This is a genomic window from Cohnella sp. GCM10027633, from assembly GCF_042675445.1.
In the GTDB taxonomy this organism is placed as follows: Bacteria; Bacillota; Bacilli; order Paenibacillales; family Paenibacillaceae; genus Cohnella.
In genome coordinates this window covers 97922-111824 of sequence record NZ_JBHTGV010000015.1, presented here as the reverse complement: position 1 = coordinate 111824, position 13903 = coordinate 97922, and the positions used below count along the sequence as shown (strand labels likewise).

The 13903-nt window shown below is 61.7% G+C and carries 12 protein-coding genes and 1 riboswitch; of the genes, 11 read left to right on the top strand and 1 reads right to left on the bottom strand.

The features are described from left to right. The first annotated feature begins 16 nt into the window (after positions 1–16). From ACFQZG_RS24040 to ACFQZG_RS24005, 8 genes are all read left to right on the top strand, one after another. A complete protein-coding gene (locus ACFQZG_RS24040) occupies positions 17–1780 on the top strand; it encodes a histidine kinase (RefSeq protein ID WP_378157215.1) in 1764 nt (587 codons plus the stop codon). Beyond that, the gene (locus ACFQZG_RS24035; protein ID WP_378157213.1) at positions 1773–3173 is read left to right on the top strand and encodes a response regulator transcription factor; all 1401 of its coding nucleotides are present in this window, start codon (positions 1773–1775) and stop codon (positions 3171–3173) included. The genes ACFQZG_RS24040 and ACFQZG_RS24035 overlap by 8 nt, the downstream gene beginning before the upstream one ends. A gap of 14 nt (positions 3174–3187) precedes the next feature. Beyond that, positions 3188–5368 (top strand): Sip1-related alpha-galactosidase, encoded by a 2181-nt coding sequence (locus ACFQZG_RS24030; RefSeq protein ID WP_378157211.1) that lies wholly within the window; start codon positions 3188–3190, stop codon positions 5366–5368. 26 nt (positions 5369–5394) lie between these two features. Further along, entirely contained in the window at positions 5395–6213 is an 819-nt protein-coding gene (locus ACFQZG_RS24025; RefSeq protein ID WP_378157209.1) for an alpha/beta hydrolase, read from the top strand. Continuing rightward, complete coding sequence (locus ACFQZG_RS24020; protein ID WP_378157207.1) at positions 6210–8600, top strand: alpha-L-rhamnosidase-related protein; 2391 nt, start codon at positions 6210–6212, stop codon at positions 8598–8600. Before ACFQZG_RS24025 ends, ACFQZG_RS24020 begins: the two co-directional genes overlap by 4 nt. Positions 8601–8799: 199 nt before the next feature. Continuing rightward, positions 8800–8878, top strand: a riboswitch (ZMP/ZTP riboswitch). 45 nt (positions 8879–8923) lie between these two features. Beyond that, positions 8924–9772 (top strand): bifunctional 5,10-methylenetetrahydrofolate dehydrogenase/5,10-methenyltetrahydrofolate cyclohydrolase, encoded by an 849-nt coding sequence (locus ACFQZG_RS24015; protein WP_378157205.1) that lies wholly within the window; start codon positions 8924–8926, stop codon positions 9770–9772. 74 nt (positions 9773–9846) lie between these two features. Next, entirely contained in the window at positions 9847–10380 is a 534-nt protein-coding gene (locus ACFQZG_RS24010; RefSeq protein ID WP_378157203.1) for a 5' nucleotidase, NT5C type, read from the top strand. Next, positions 10377–11009 (top strand): LysE family translocator, encoded by a 633-nt coding sequence (locus ACFQZG_RS24005; protein WP_378157201.1) that lies wholly within the window; start codon positions 10377–10379, stop codon positions 11007–11009. Before ACFQZG_RS24010 ends, ACFQZG_RS24005 begins: the two co-directional genes overlap by 4 nt. Before the next feature lie 49 nt (positions 11010–11058). Here ACFQZG_RS24005 and ACFQZG_RS24000 read toward each other — a convergent pair whose 3' ends face one another. Further along, a complete protein-coding gene (locus tag ACFQZG_RS24000) occupies positions 11059–11484 on the bottom strand; it encodes a PH domain-containing protein (RefSeq protein WP_378157199.1) in 426 nt (141 codons plus the stop codon). A 260-nt stretch (positions 11485–11744) separates the two neighbouring features. Here ACFQZG_RS24000 and ACFQZG_RS23995 point away from each other — a divergent pair, with 260 nt between their 5' ends. The 3 genes from ACFQZG_RS23995 to ACFQZG_RS23985 all read left to right on the top strand — a co-directional run bounded on the left by ACFQZG_RS23995 (position 11745) and on the right by ACFQZG_RS23985 (position 13721). Next, complete coding sequence (locus ACFQZG_RS23995; RefSeq protein ID WP_378157197.1) at positions 11745–12017, top strand: DUF2277 domain-containing protein; 273 nt, start codon at positions 11745–11747, stop codon at positions 12015–12017. Positions 12018–12077: 60 nt separating this feature from the next. Further along, a complete protein-coding gene (locus tag ACFQZG_RS23990) occupies positions 12078–12614 on the top strand; it encodes a hypothetical protein (RefSeq protein ID WP_378157195.1) in 537 nt (178 codons plus the stop codon). A 159-nt stretch (positions 12615–12773) separates the two neighbouring features. Beyond that, positions 12774–13721 (top strand): aldo/keto reductase family protein, encoded by a 948-nt coding sequence (locus tag ACFQZG_RS23985; RefSeq protein ID WP_378157194.1) that lies wholly within the window; start codon positions 12774–12776, stop codon positions 13719–13721. Positions 13722–13903: the final 182 nt, after the last annotated feature.

The following is a 13903-nucleotide window of genomic DNA, read 5'->3' as shown; positions in this document are numbered from 1 at the left end:
GGAGGGGGAGTCGTCGATGAGACGGAAGGACGATCAAGCTTGGAGCAGGCCGCCGCGCTGGTATCCCTATTCCCTTCGCACGCGCATTATGATCATCCTGCTCGTCTGCACGCTTATTCCGGTGCTGGCGATCGGGATGATCTCGTATTTCGCCATCTCTTCGATTCTGGAGAACAAGATTGAGCGCGGCATCGAGGAGAACCTGGAGAAAGTCCGGGACGGCCTCGACGGGACGCTGCACAATCTCGATTACGCCTCGCGCCAGCTGTCGCTCGACGGGCGGATCGGCGAAGAGGTGCAGGCGTACTTGACGGCGGAGACGGAGAGCGACCGCTACGATATCTATCAAGAGATCATCAGGAACATGACGCTGGTCAATTACACGAATCCGGACCTCGGCATCATGTCGTATTATTTTCCGCGGGCGCAAGATTACTTGTTCCAGAACGTCGGCGTCGACCGAACGCGCGAAGTGCTGAACCATCCGGTACTCGCGAGCGGTTCGGGCGTCGCGTTCTACGGACCGCATACGACGATCTACAAGGGGGGCACGAAGCTCGTCCTGTCGGTAACCCGTAAGACGGGCTATACCGGCTTGGACGACGTGCCCTATGTCTATATCGAGACCAACTTCGACCTGTACCGCAGACTGCTCGGCAGCGAACAATACGGCGTGCCCGCCAAGTCGATCCTGGTCGACCGTTCGGGAACCGTCGCGTTCAGCGAGGCGCCGGACCTGTATCCGATCGGATCCGCATGGAAGACGGCAACGGAGCGGGGCGACTATTACGTGTACGAGCAGGGCAGCGAGTACGGTTATCGCGCCATCGTGGCGGTGGACAAGCGGGATTTCTCGGGTGAGATCCGCAGCTGGACGACGCGGTTCACGGGCCTCGTGCTGCTATCCCTGCTCGTCAGCTTCGGCCTCGGCTGGCTCATCTGGCGCACGGTCTACGGTCCGATCGCGAAGCTGAGCAAGGAGATCAAGTACGTCTCGAACAACCGCTTCACCTCGGAGATCGACGCGACGAGAATCCGGGAATTCGACGGCTTGCTTCAGGAATTCCGGCTCATGCGGACGCGGATTCTCGAGCTCGTCCAAGAGGTGGAGCAGAAGGAGAAGCTGAAGCGCCATCTGGAAGTGGAGAAGCTGCTATACCAGATCAATCCGCACTTCATGCACAACACGCTCAACTCGATTCAATTGATCGCCCGCATGAACGGGCAAGCGGAAATCGACCGGCTCGTCACCTTGTTCACCCGCGTGCTGCATTACAACCTCGGCAAGGAAGGCAGCATCGTCTCGATCCGGGAGGAGCTGCGCGCGTTGCAGGATTACGTCGATCTGCAGCGCGTCCGGTACGACTACAACTTCGACGTCCGCATCGAAGCGGACGAAGACTTGCAGACGCAGCAGATTCCGAGGTTCCTGATGCAGCCGCTCGTCGAGAACGCGCTGTACCACGGTCTCAGCGATACGGACGGGATCATCGAGGTGAAGGCGAAGCGCGACGGTCCCGCGCACTTCCTATTAAGCGTGAAGGATAACGGAGTCGGCATGTCCGAGGACAAGATCGCGGAGCTGCTCGGGGAACGGCGTTCCGAATTGCGCAAGGTAGGACTTGGCATCGGACTCGGTTTCGTCAATAATATGGTCAAAGTGCATTACGGCGACCACGTGACGCTTCGGATCGTCAGCGCGCCGGGAGAAGGGACGGAGATGAGCTGGCGGTTGCCGATCGGGCCGATCGAAGAGGGCAGGGGGTTCCAACATGATTAATACGCTCATCGTCGACGACGAGAACCTGGTGCGCAAATGGTTGATTTTCTCGATCAAGGACAGCGAATCGGGCATACGGGTCGTCGGGGACGTCGCGAGCGGCGCGAAGGCGCTCGACTTCCTGGCGGAGAGCGACGTGCAGCTCGTCATTACCGACCTGACGATGCCGTCGATGTCCGGCTTCGAGCTGATGGAGCAAATCCGGGAGCGCCATCCGCTCGTGAAGTTCGTCGTGCTGACGTGCCATCAGGACTTCCATTACATTCAAGACGCGATGAGGCTCGGCGCGATCGACTATATCGTCAAGACGCAGCTGGAACAGGAACAGGTCGAGGACGTGCTGCGCCGCATCGCCGAACGGATCGAGCGGGACGATGCCGCGCGCGGGCCGGCGGCCGCGGGTCAGGCGGTGACGGAACCGGGCTCGGGGCTGCTGCTCGTGCGGGCTTCGCCGGCGGGAGCGGGCGGAGCGCCGGTACCTCCTCCGGAATGGGGCAAGGCGGCGTCCGTCGACGCGAGTTCTTGGTGGCTGCCCCGCTCGTCCGCGGACGAGCGGGCGTTCAATGAATGGACGGCCAGCCAAGACCGCGAGTGGCTCGCGTTCCGGGTGGATGTGAGCGCGGCTCAGACGGTGCGGGAGATGGATTCGCTCAAGCTGCGGGCGTGGAAGGACGACGTCGCGTTCTACTGGGGAGGCGGCGGGGGATCGCCGGCATGGATCCCGGTGAGCGGCAGCTTGGCGGACGGAGATGCGAACGTCCGGTTCGGACAGGCGCGAGAGTCGTGGACGAGCTTCGATTGGCTGCTGAGCGAAGCGGCCTACGAACGGCTGCTGGACCGGATTCATGCGAACCGGCCGCCGAGCGGCGCGCTCGTCGCGATGCTTCGGGCCGCGGCGGTCGGGTGGTCGCATATCGAGCGGTTGCCGGGGGCGGAAGATTGGCCTGCGCGGACGGAAGCATTCCGCTATTGGGAGGAATGGGCGCGATGGCTGAACGAAGCCCGGGACTCGATCGCGGCCCATGCCGAGAAATGCTCGTATTCCCCGGAAATCTTCACCGCGATCTTCCGAGCGATCGACGCTATGAAGAACCGTCTGGAGGAGGGGGCTCACCAGCAGGATATCGCCCAGCGGGTGAACCTCAGCCGGGGATACTTCAGCGATTGCTTCAAAGAGGTGGCGGGCAAGCCGTTCAGCGACTATCTGAAGCTATTGAAGCTCGACCGGGCGAAGGAGCTGCTGGAGGAGACGAACGATCCGATCTACGCCGTCTCTCAGCGCTCGGGCTTCCAGGACGAGAAGTATTTCAGCCGGGTGTTCAAGGAGCACGCGGGCGTATTGCCGTCGGAATATCGTGCGAGGATGCGAAGAGTTAACGGAGCGAATCGTTAAGGGGGATAACGAGGATGGAACTGTTGGATAAGGGCGGCGGATGGTTGGAGCTTCGGAAGGACGGGGGGCAAGCATTGCCGGCTTTTCGTCCTTCGTTGGCATACGAGGACGGGGTTCAGCCTCCGCTCGAGCTGGTCGGAATCGTCTCGTCGGCGTTGACCGACGGTGAGGCGCGCGGACTGGGAGAAGGTCTGGCGTACGAAGCGAGCTATGCGGACGCGGAAGGACATGCGCGGCTGAAGCTGACGCTGCGCTGTTACGCGGATACGCTGCTCGTTCACGCGGAGGCGGAGGTGACGCAGGATCCGTTCGGCGTATCGAACCGATTGGCGCCGAAGGACGGCATTCTGCTGCGCGTGTCGGAGCCGGAGGGCGGCGGACGGGCGATGTCTTCCTACCACTTCTACAAGTCGTGGTGGACGAGGCCGCACTTCGGCGACCGGTTCGCGGACGTGCCGGACAAGACGCAGTCGATGCTCTGGCAAGCGGCGGGGAGCTCTTCCTACGTGCAATGGACGACGGTGAGCGCCGAACGGGAGAAGACGACGCTTCGCGGGGACGGCTCGGACAAGGACGGCGGGCTAATCGTCGCCGTGTCTCCGAACCGCATCGGCGGCCGCCGCGTATCCTCGCTGCTGCTCGCCGGTGCGATCGGGAACGATCCGTTCGCGCTGCCGGAGCGGGTGGCGTCGGTGGGGTATCTCGGGCTCGGGAGGCAAGCAATGCTTCGTCGCGAGCGTACGTACCCTCCGATGTTCGACAAGCTCGGTTGGTGCAGCTGGGACGCCTTCTATCACGCCGTAAGCGAGCAAGGGCTGATAGACAAGGCGGAAGAGTTCAAGGCGTTAGGGCTGCCCGTCGGCTGGTTCATGATCGACGACGGCTGGATGGACGTCAAGGATCGTCAGCTCGTCTCGTTCGGTACCGACCGGACGAAGTTCCCCGGCGGTCTCGCTCCCGCCGTTCGGCGGCTGAAGGAGCAATACGGCATCGGCGAAGTCGGCGTCTGGCATACGATGAACGGCTATTGGTACGGCATTGACCCGGATAGCGAGCTCGCCGTTCGCTTCCGCGGGCAACTGCTCGCCACGGGCACGGACCGTCTGATTCCGCATCCGGAGCCGGAGAAGGGCTACGCCTTCTGGCGGGCTTGGCACGCGGAGCTGCAGCGCGAAGGCATCGATCTCGTGAAGGTAGATTCGCAGAGTTCCCTCGGGGACCTGCTCGGCAGCGCCTACCCGGTCGGGGAAGCGTCGGCGGGCACGCACGAAGCGCTCGAGGCGTCGGTGGCGACGCATTTTCAAGGACGTATCATTAATTGCATGGGAATGGCCGAAGAAAATCTATGGGCGCGTCCGTATTCGGCGATCAACCGCAACAGCGACGATTACTTCCCGAAGAGGGCGGGCTCGTTCCGCGAGCACGCGCTTCAGAACGCCTACAACTCTCTCTACCACGGCGCGTTTCATTGGGGAGATTGGGACATGTGGTGGACGCGCAACGACGACGCGCTCGCGTCCGGCGTGCTGCGCGCGGTCAGCGGCGGGCCGTTGTACGTCAGCGACGGCGTCGGGGCGACGGATCCGGCGCGGTTATGGCCGTTGCTGCTGCGCGACGGCACGGTGCTGCGCTGCGATCAGCCCGGCTTGCCGACGGAGGACGGGTTGTTCGTCGATCCGAATACGGCCCCGGTGCCGCTTAAGGTATGGAACCGGGTAGGGAAGAGCGGCGTCGTCGCGGCTTTCCATATCGGGTTCGACGAGGGGGACGTTACGGGACAGCTTCGCGCGGGCGATGTGCCGGGGCTCGAAGGCGATCGGTTCGCCGTCTACGAGACGTTGTCCGGCGTCGGATGCTGGCTTGGCGGCGACGGGGAAGAGCTGCCTCTTCGGCTGGCGAGCGGCGAGACGCGAATGTACGCGATCGTCCCGGCGGCTTCGGACGGATTCGCGGCGATCGGCTTGTCGGGCAAGCACGTCGCTCCGGCGACGATCGCTTGGCAGGCGGGAGACGCGGACCGGCGCATCGTGAAGCTTCGCGAGGGCGGGTCATTCGTCTTCATGCGGTCGACCGCGCCTTCCCGCGTAACCGTCGACGGAGCGGAAGCGCAATGGTCCCCGGGCGAAGGAACGGATGCGTATATCGTCGATTGCGCTTCCGCGCAGGGCGAGCCTATTATTGAAATCTATAACTAGTCGAATTGAAGAGGGGGATACGGGCAATGGAAGAGATCAGATTGTGGTTAGGAAACGCACCGTTGGCTTTGGGGGAAACTGTCGAGGATATTCCGGCAATTACGCCTTACTTGGCGGAGGGCAGGTCGGACGGCAAGCCTACGGGCGCCGTCATCGTCTGTCCGGGGGGCGGCTACGGGACGCGCGCCGGCCATGAAGGCGAGCCGATCGCCGAGTGGCTGCGGGGGGCGGGCATTACGGCGTTCGTGCTGCGATACCGGGTACAGCCGAACCGTCATCCCGCGCCGCTGCTGGACGTGCAACGGGCGATTCGCACCGTGCGCTCGCGCGCGCCGGAGTGGAACGTCGATCCGGACAAGATCGCCGTGCTTGGCTTCTCCGCCGGCGGCCATCTGACGGCTTCCGCGGCGACGAAGCACGACGAGGGCGACCCGGGCGCGGCCGATCCGATCGACCGCGCGAGCAGCCGGCCGAACCACGTCGTGCTGTGCTACCCGGTCATCTCCTTCGATCGGTTCGGCCATGAAGGCTCGCGCGACAATCTGCTCGGCGAAGCGGCTTCGGACGCGAACAAGGTGAGCGAGCATTCGCTCGACGAGAAGGTGGCTGCCGACACGCCGCGCGCGTTCCTGTGGCATACGTCCGACGACCGGGTGAAGGTGGAGAACAGCTTGGCGTTCGCGACGGCGCTCGCCCGGCACGGCATCCCGTTCGACCTGCACGTCTATGACGAGGGCGTCCACGGTCTCGGTCTCGCCGAGGGCGAGGAGCGCATTCGCACGTGGACTTCGCTGTGCGAATCGTGGCTGAGCAAATACGGTTACAAGGGCGAGGCCGGGCAATGAAGACCGTAGATACTTGGAGCGGACAATGGATCTGGGACGAGGGGCTGCCTAGGACGTCGCGAATGGGCGGACACGACCTCGTCTACTTCCGGCGGACGTTCGAGGTGCCGAATTCCGCCGTGGCCGTTCCGTTCATCGTTCGCGTAACGGCGGACACCCGCTACCGCCTCTATCTGAACGGCGAATCGGTCAGCATCGGGCCGGCCAAAGGCGACGCGCTGGCGCATTATTACGAGACCGTCGACTTAACCGGGCGGCTGCGGCCGGGAACGAACGTGCTTGCGGCCAAGGTGCTGCATACGCATAGCTCGGAGCCGTTCATGATCGGCTCCGGCATGGTGTCCGTCATGCGTTCGGACGCGGGAGGCCTCTTGTTCGAAGGCAAGCTCGCGGACGTCGACGGCACCGTGCTCGACGATCTGAAGAGCGACGGGCAATGGAGATGCAAGAGGGACGAGGCGCTGTCCTTCGAAGTAGAGTCGTGGCTGACGCTGTTCCTGGGCGGCGTGGAGAGGGTGGACGGCAATCGGCATCCGCACGGATGGGCAGAGACGGCGTACGACGATTCGGCATGGGCGCATGCGGTGCCGTTCAGGCAGCCGACCGGCATGCATGGGGAGCTGTCGCCGTGGGTGCTTACGCCGAGAAGCATTCCGTTCCTGTACGAGCGGGAGCAACGCTGGCATCGCGTCATGCGGGCGGAAGGGGCGTTCTTCGGGGATGCGGCAGCGGCATTGGCGGCGTTCGGAGGAAGAGGCGAAATGACGATTCCTCCGCATAGCCGAGGCTGGATCGAGCTGGACGCCGGCGAGTTGACGACGTCTTACGTGAGCCTGTCGCTGTCGGGGGGCAGCGGCGGCGTCGCGAAGCTGCGTTACGCGGAATGCTACGAGACGCCTAGCAACAAGCCCGGCGAACGGCTCAAAGGCGTGCGCGACGATTGTTCGGAAGGCCGCGTGCTCAAGGGCGACGCCGATAACTATCGGCCGGCCGGATTGGCGGGAGGCGAGTCGTACGAGCCGTTCTGGTTCCGCACGTTCCGGTTCCTTCGCGTCGAGGTGGAGACGGGCGCGGCGCCGCTGACGATTCGCGGGCTCGCTTACCGGGAGACCGGATACCCGCTCGAGGAGAAGACGAGCTTCTCTTCTTCTCTGGACGCGTCGCTGCGCCCGTTATGGGACATCAGCTTGCGCACGCTCCGGCGCTGCATGCACGAGACGTACGAGGATTGCCCGTATTACGAGCAATTGCAGTACATTATGGACACGCGGCTGCAGATGCTGTTCACGTACACGGTCAACGGCGACGACAGGCTGGCGCGCAAGACGCTGGAGGAATTCCATTCCTCGCGCCTGTCGACCGGCATGTTGCAGTCCCGTTATCCGAGTGTCGATCGCCAGGTCATTCCGGGCTTCGCGCTGCATTGGATCTTCATGCTGCACGACCACGACCGGTACTACGGCGACCTGTCGCTCGTGCGCCGCTACGCGCCGACGATAGACGGTGTGCTCGCTTGGTTCGACGAGCGGCTGGACGACTGCGGCTTGCTCGGGGCGAACGACAAGCGTTATTGGAATTACGTCGACTGGGTCGCCGAGTGGCCGAACGGCACGCCGCCTTGCACGGAAGACGGACCGAACGGCATTACGAGCCTCGTCTACGCGGTTGCGCTCGCGAACGCAGCTGACTTGACGGAGCGTATCGGCCGGACGGACACGGCGGCCGAATACCGGCGCCGGGCCGACCGGATCCTTGAGGCGGTGCGGGAGAGCTGCTGGTCGGAGGAGCGGGGGCTGTTCCGGGACGGGCCTCACGCGGAGTCGTACAGTCAGCACATGCAGATCTGGGCTGTGCTCTCCGGCGTCGTACGCGGCGAACGATCGACGGCGTTAATGGTTAAGATGCTTAACGAACCTTCGTTGCCGAAGACGTCGTTCTCGATGTCGTTCTACCAGTTCCGCGCGCTGGCGGAGGCCGGGCTGTACGACCGCTCCCTCGGGCTGTGGGACATGTGGCACGAGATGGTCGGGCTGAACTTGACGACGTGGATGGAAGATCCGGTCGGCCAGCGCAGCGATTGCCATGCGTGGGGCTCGGTGCCGCTGTACGAGTTCCCGTCCGAGGTGCTCGGCGTGAAGCCAGCGGCGCCCGGCTACTCGCGCATCGAGGTCGCGCCGAAGCCGCTGCCGGGGCAAGACTGGGCGGAAGGCACCGTCGTCACGCCGCGCGGCGACGTTCGCGTCGGTTGGCGGATCGAGGACGGCGCGTTCAAGCTTCGCGTCGACGCCCCGGCGGGCGTGCCGGTGGACGTCACGTTGCCGAACGGCGAGAAGCATGGATCGGAGCAGGGCGGCGAGCTGACGTTGGCGTGCGCGTGGACGAGGTAATTGTCTGCGTCATCGTGGCTCCATCGCCAGCAAAGCGGGCTAATTGTACTGCGTATAGTTACTTTTCGGGAGATCGGCCGAAATGGCGGGAATGCGGAGAACGTACGAACTCACTGCAATTTCGGACTGTACTTCGGTCATTTCATCGCCAGGTATTGATCGGCGGACCGCGTTAGGCGTACAATAGTAGCAACTGAATACGGTTGCGCGTAACTGGCGAACGCGGATCACCGCGGTGGAGCGCGCAGCGTCGTAAGCCGTACGCCTGGGCAGAGGTAAGGGACATATCCCTTGCCTCTTTCTGTTTACCGGGAGGAATTGCAATGAGAGAAGCGGTGCTCGTCTTGGATGGAGAGGTCGTTGCGCGCAACCTAAAGGAGGAGTTGCGGGCGAGAGTAGAGCGGTTGGCGGAGCGAGGCGTTACGCCATGTCTCGCAACGGTGCTTGTCGGCGACGATCCGGCTTCGGCTACTTACGTGAGGATGAAGGGTAACGCCTGCGAACGTCTAGGCATCCGTTCGAAGCGTATTCACTTGCCGAGCGCGACGACAACCGAAGAACTGCTGGAAGTGATAGGCGATCTGAATGACGATCCGCTCGTTCACGGTATTCTTTTGCAACATCCCGTACCTGACCTTATCGATGAACGAGAAGCCTTCGAACGCATCAAGTTGGAGAAAGACGTCGACGGCGTAACGACCCTCGGATTCGGAAGAACCGCGTTCAACCTGCCGAGTTACGCCCCTTGTACCCCGCAGGCCATCTTATCCATCCTGGATGCCTATCAAGTATCGATAGAAGGCAAGCATGCAGTCGTAATCGGCCGCAGCCCTATACTAGGCAAACCCGTCTCGCTCATGCTGCTCAACCGGAACGCGACGGTTACCGTCTGCCATTCGAGAACGCGGGATTTGGCTTCGATCGTGAAGACTGCGGATATCGTCGTCGCCGCCGTCGGCAAGCCGCGGTTCGTCCAAGGCTCGTGGATAAAGCCGGGCGCGGTCGTGTTGGACGCGGGATACAACCCCGGCAATGTCGGAGACGTAGACTATGAAGCTTGCCTGCCCCATGTTAGCGCGATTACCCCTGTTCCCGGAGGTGTCGGCCCGGTAACGATCGCTACATTGTTGGGCAATACGGTACATGCGGCGGAGTCCGGATTACATCGTTAACGGAGTTGACAGACCGTTCGCGTTGGCACAGAATAATGTAATTAATCCATCGGCAAGGGCGGCGAACGAGAGACATGAAGAGAATCGCGATCGATATGGACGAAGTCATTGCGGAATTTTCCACCAAGCACGTCGAGCTGTTCAATCGGAAGTTCAACGAGAACGTCACGGTCGAGGACTTGCGCGGCAAGAAGCTGCGGGAGCTGCGTCCGGAACTGGCGCGGGAAACGTTCGAGCTGCTTCTCGAGCCGGACTTCTTCCGCGACCTGAAGCCGATCGCGCACAGCCGGGAAGTGATCCGGGAGCTGTCGGAGACATACGAGATATACATTGCCACGGCCGCGATGGAGGTGCCGACTTCGTTCAACGCGAAGTACGAGTGGCTGAAGGAGCACTTCGGCTTCCTCGACGAGATGAACTTCGTGTTCTGCGGGGACAAGAGCATCATCCGCGCGGATTACCTGATCGACGACAACGTGAGGCATTTCCAGGGCTTCACGGGGCAGGGCATCCTGTTCACGGCGAATCATAACTTGAACGAGACGGGGTACGTGAGGCTGAACGGTTGGCTGGAGGTCCGGGACTACTTCAAGGGGCTGGCGCGATGATCGGGATCGAGCATTTTGCCGTATTCGTGCTGTCGTGCGTGCTGCTGAACATTACCCCGGGCAACGATACGCTGTACATTCTCGGAAGAACGATCTCCCAAGGCCGCAGAGCCGGCGTGCTGTCCGTGGCGGGCATCATTACGGGAGCGGCGATCCATACGGCGTTCGCGGCGACGGGACTGTCGCTCATTCTGATGAAGTCGGCGACGGTGTTCAACGTGATCAAGTGGGTAGGGGCGGCGTATCTGATCTACCTTGGAATCCGGTCGCTCCTGACCAAGTCGGCCGAGGAGACGCGGATCGAGGTCCAGGATAAGTCGATGCATCGCCGGATCTATATGCAAGGACTGCTTACGAACGTGCTCAATCCTAAGGTGGCGCTGTTCTATCTTGCTTTCATGCCGCAATTCATCAGTCCGGACAACGCATTCGGGTCGCTGCCGTTCCTCGCGCTCGGCTTGACGTTCATCACGACGGGGACGATCTGGTGCTTGCTGCTCGTCGCCGCCTCCGACTTCATGACTCGAAAGGTGCGCAAGGGCGGTTTGACGGTATGGTTGAATCGGATTACGGGAGCGGTGTTCATCGGACTCGGGATCAAGCTGCTGCGGACGAATAACGGTTCCTGATAACGAACAAGACCGCCTGAGAGGGCGGTCTTTGATGTATAAGGCGTTGTTAGCCGTTCAACCTCTTGTTGTTCTCGTGGGCGATCGAGGTGAGCGCCACGTAGATCGGCTGCACGTTGAACTTCTTGCCGAATTCGAACTTGTAGACGGACGTGGACACGTTGTTCGTCTTGTAGTACGGCGACGTTATGTAGTGGATCGTGATCTCGCTGTCGTCGAACCCCGTGCCCGCCGTCTCCATCGTCACCTCGTAGATCGAGCTTAGGTTGATCGACGCGACCCGCGTCTTCTTGCCCGTCACGCCTTGGTGATCGATCAGGATCAGCCGGTCGTCGGTGAACATGAACGTGTCGCGCACGAGCTTGAAGCCCATCTGGACTTTCTCTTGCGGCATGAGGTATGCGCCGTATTGAGCCGTAAGCTCCTGCACGGATACTTCGGAGTAGTTATTGAGCAATCCGCTGAACAATCCCATTCGAGAACCCTCCCAAGGGGAAAAATGTCGTACGATGCAAAATTCGATAGCGTATTGTAAAATCCTGCTTGAGATTCCATTGTTCCGCTACTCCATCTTATGTCGGTTCCGTGTTGCCCTATTCGGCAAACGGAGTGTAATTAAATTCATTAAAATGCGTGCATGCGCATGCAATTATATATAAAAGGGATTGTTGCCGCGCGAATTGTCGAGGCAAGCGTTATAATAGAAGCATAAATGGGAATAGTGGAGGGTGCGCGATGTGCAGGAACATTAAGACGTTGCATAACTTCGAGCCGCCGGCGACGGAAGACGAGGTCCGGGCGGCGGCCTTGCAGTTCGTAAGGAAGCTGTCGGGATTCAACGCGCCGTCGAAGGCGAATGAGGAAGCGTTCCATATCGCGGTTCAGGAAGTGACGGAGGCGGCCAGGAAGCTGCTCGACTCGCTCGTCACGAACGCGCCTCCGAAGGACCGGGAGATCGAGATCAAGCGGTTGAAGGCGCGGTCGGCGAAGCGGTTCGGCAAGGCGTAGGCAGAAGGTTAGCCCGGCGAGTCGCCTCCGTCTCATTAGACAGCAGGGGGCTCGTATAGGATGGGCAAAAGAAGAACGACCATGATCATCGCGCTAGCGGTTGTCTTAGCGCTAACGGCGTGCGGTTCGAGAGACTTCGGCGACGAGGTTGCGGCCTTAGAGGTGCAGGACGCGGAAGCTTCCCGGGCTGAGGCGCCGGCCGACGCCGCCGCAATCTCGCTCATGAAGCAGCGGATCGCGCTGCTCGAGCGCGCGCTTGGCGCACAGACGCCGGAGCAAGCGGTTAGGACGTGGGCGGAAGCGCGTCGGACACGGAACGGCGCGATGGAATTCGCCGTGCTCGATCCGGCGACCCGCGATCGGCAGTTGGCGACGTTCGAGGAATTGAACTGGGTAACGGGCGTATCCAGCCCATGGATCGCCCGCTATCGGATCGGCAAGGGCGTTAAGCAAGCGGACGGCGGCATCCGGTACCCGGTGCAGTTCGATTACCGGACGTCTACGGACGCGGATAAGCCGGTCGATTGGTCGAAGATCAAGCCGGTCTTCGTTTCCGCTCGCAAGGGCGATCCGTTCTGGTATGTAACCGAGCAATAAGGACAAGGGCAGCGGTTGTCGGCTCGGCTTGCGCAAAGGGGCCGAGTTGACAGCCGTTTGGCGTATTGGTACGCTATTATAGGCTGTTGTGAACGCGTGTTCATGAGTGTTCGCCGCATTCCGCAATCATTCTAATCAACCGCATGGAGGGATCATCGGATGAAATATCGCAAATTAGGCAACACGGGCCTGCAAGTGAGCGAGATCAGCCTGGGCAGCTGGCTTACGTACGGCAAGACGGTCGGCGAGGATATCGTCGGACAGCTGACGAACCGCGCGTTCGAGCTGGGCATCAACTTCTTCGACACGGCGAACGTCTACGAACGCGGAGCGGCGGAGATTCTGCTCGGCAAGGCGCTGCAACAGCACGCGCGCGAATCGTACGTCGTGGCGACGAAGGCGTTCTGGCCGATGGGCGAAGGGCCTAATGATCGCGGCCTCTCCCGCAAGCACGTGTTCGAGCAAGTGCACGCGAGCTTGAAGCGGCTGCAGCTGGACTACGTCGATATTTTCTACTGTCACCGTTACGATCCGAACACGCCCGTGGAAGAGACGCTTCGCACGATCGAAGATCTCGTCCGCCAAGGCAAAATCCTGTACGTCGGCGTCAGCGAATGGACGGCGGCGCAAATCCAGGAAGGGCTCGGCGTCGCCGACAAGTACTTGCTGGACCGCATCGTCGTGCATCAGCCGCAGTACAGCATGTTCAACCGGGGCATCGAGCAGGAGACGATTCCGGTGAGCGAGAAGAACGGCATCTCGCAGGTCGTGTTCTCGCCGCTCGCCCAAGGGGTGCTGACCGGCAAATATCGCCTCGGCCAGCAAATTCCGCAAGATAGCCGCGCGAACGATCCGAAGTCGAACATGTGGATCAACAACTTCCTGACGGAAACGCACCTGACGAAGGTCGAGCAACTGATCGCGCTGTCGCAGGAGCTCGGACTGACGCTGACGCAGCTCGCGCTCGCTTGGGTGCTTCGCCAAGGCAACGTCGCCAGCGCGCTCGTCGGCGCGACGAAGGTCGAGCAGCTCGAGCAGAACGCGAGCGCGTCCGGCGTAACGTTGTCCGCTGACGTCGTCGCGAAGATCGAAGAGATTCTGGCGTAAGCAATCGAGGCGCTATTGAACAAGCCGCTTCCGGGTTCGTCCGGGGCGGCTTCTTCGCGTCGGTCGGAGATCCGACCCGCCTCTAGTCGAGGGAAGACACCGTCGCAAGCCGCTTACCGCGATCCGCGATCCGGTGATACACTACAGTGGAATTCCATTCCAAGTGACTGAGAGTGATTGCA

What these genes read in the sequence shown, in the direction of transcription:
- ACFQZG_RS24000 (WP_378157199.1), bottom strand. Translation starts at nt 11,484, where the DNA reads ATGGGATTGTTCAGCGGATTGCTCAATAACTACTCCGAAGTATCCGTG.
- ACFQZG_RS24025 (WP_378157209.1), top strand. Translation starts at nt 5,395, where the DNA reads ATGGAAGAGATCAGATTGTGGTTAGGAAACGCACCGTTGGCTTTGGGG.
- ACFQZG_RS24010 (WP_378157203.1), top strand. Translation starts at nt 9,847, where the DNA reads ATGAAGAGAATCGCGATCGATATGGACGAAGTCATTGCGGAATTTTCC.
- ACFQZG_RS24020 (WP_378157207.1), top strand. Translation starts at nt 6,210, where the DNA reads ATGAAGACCGTAGATACTTGGAGCGGACAATGGATCTGGGACGAGGGG.
- ACFQZG_RS24040 (WP_378157215.1), top strand. Translation starts at nt 17, where the DNA reads ATGAGACGGAAGGACGATCAAGCTTGGAGCAGGCCGCCGCGCTGGTAT.
- ACFQZG_RS24005 (WP_378157201.1), top strand. Translation starts at nt 10,377, where the DNA reads ATGATCGGGATCGAGCATTTTGCCGTATTCGTGCTGTCGTGCGTGCTG.
- ACFQZG_RS23990 (WP_378157195.1), top strand. Translation starts at nt 12,078, where the DNA reads ATGGGCAAAAGAAGAACGACCATGATCATCGCGCTAGCGGTTGTCTTA.
- ACFQZG_RS23995 (WP_378157197.1), top strand. Translation starts at nt 11,745, where the DNA reads ATGTGCAGGAACATTAAGACGTTGCATAACTTCGAGCCGCCGGCGACG.
- ACFQZG_RS24035 (WP_378157213.1), top strand. Translation starts at nt 1,773, where the DNA reads ATGATTAATACGCTCATCGTCGACGACGAGAACCTGGTGCGCAAATGG.
- ACFQZG_RS24030 (WP_378157211.1), top strand. Translation starts at nt 3,188, where the DNA reads ATGGAACTGTTGGATAAGGGCGGCGGATGGTTGGAGCTTCGGAAGGAC.
- ACFQZG_RS23985 (WP_378157194.1), top strand. Translation starts at nt 12,774, where the DNA reads ATGAAATATCGCAAATTAGGCAACACGGGCCTGCAAGTGAGCGAGATC.
- ACFQZG_RS24015 (WP_378157205.1), top strand. Translation starts at nt 8,924, where the DNA reads ATGAGAGAAGCGGTGCTCGTCTTGGATGGAGAGGTCGTTGCGCGCAAC.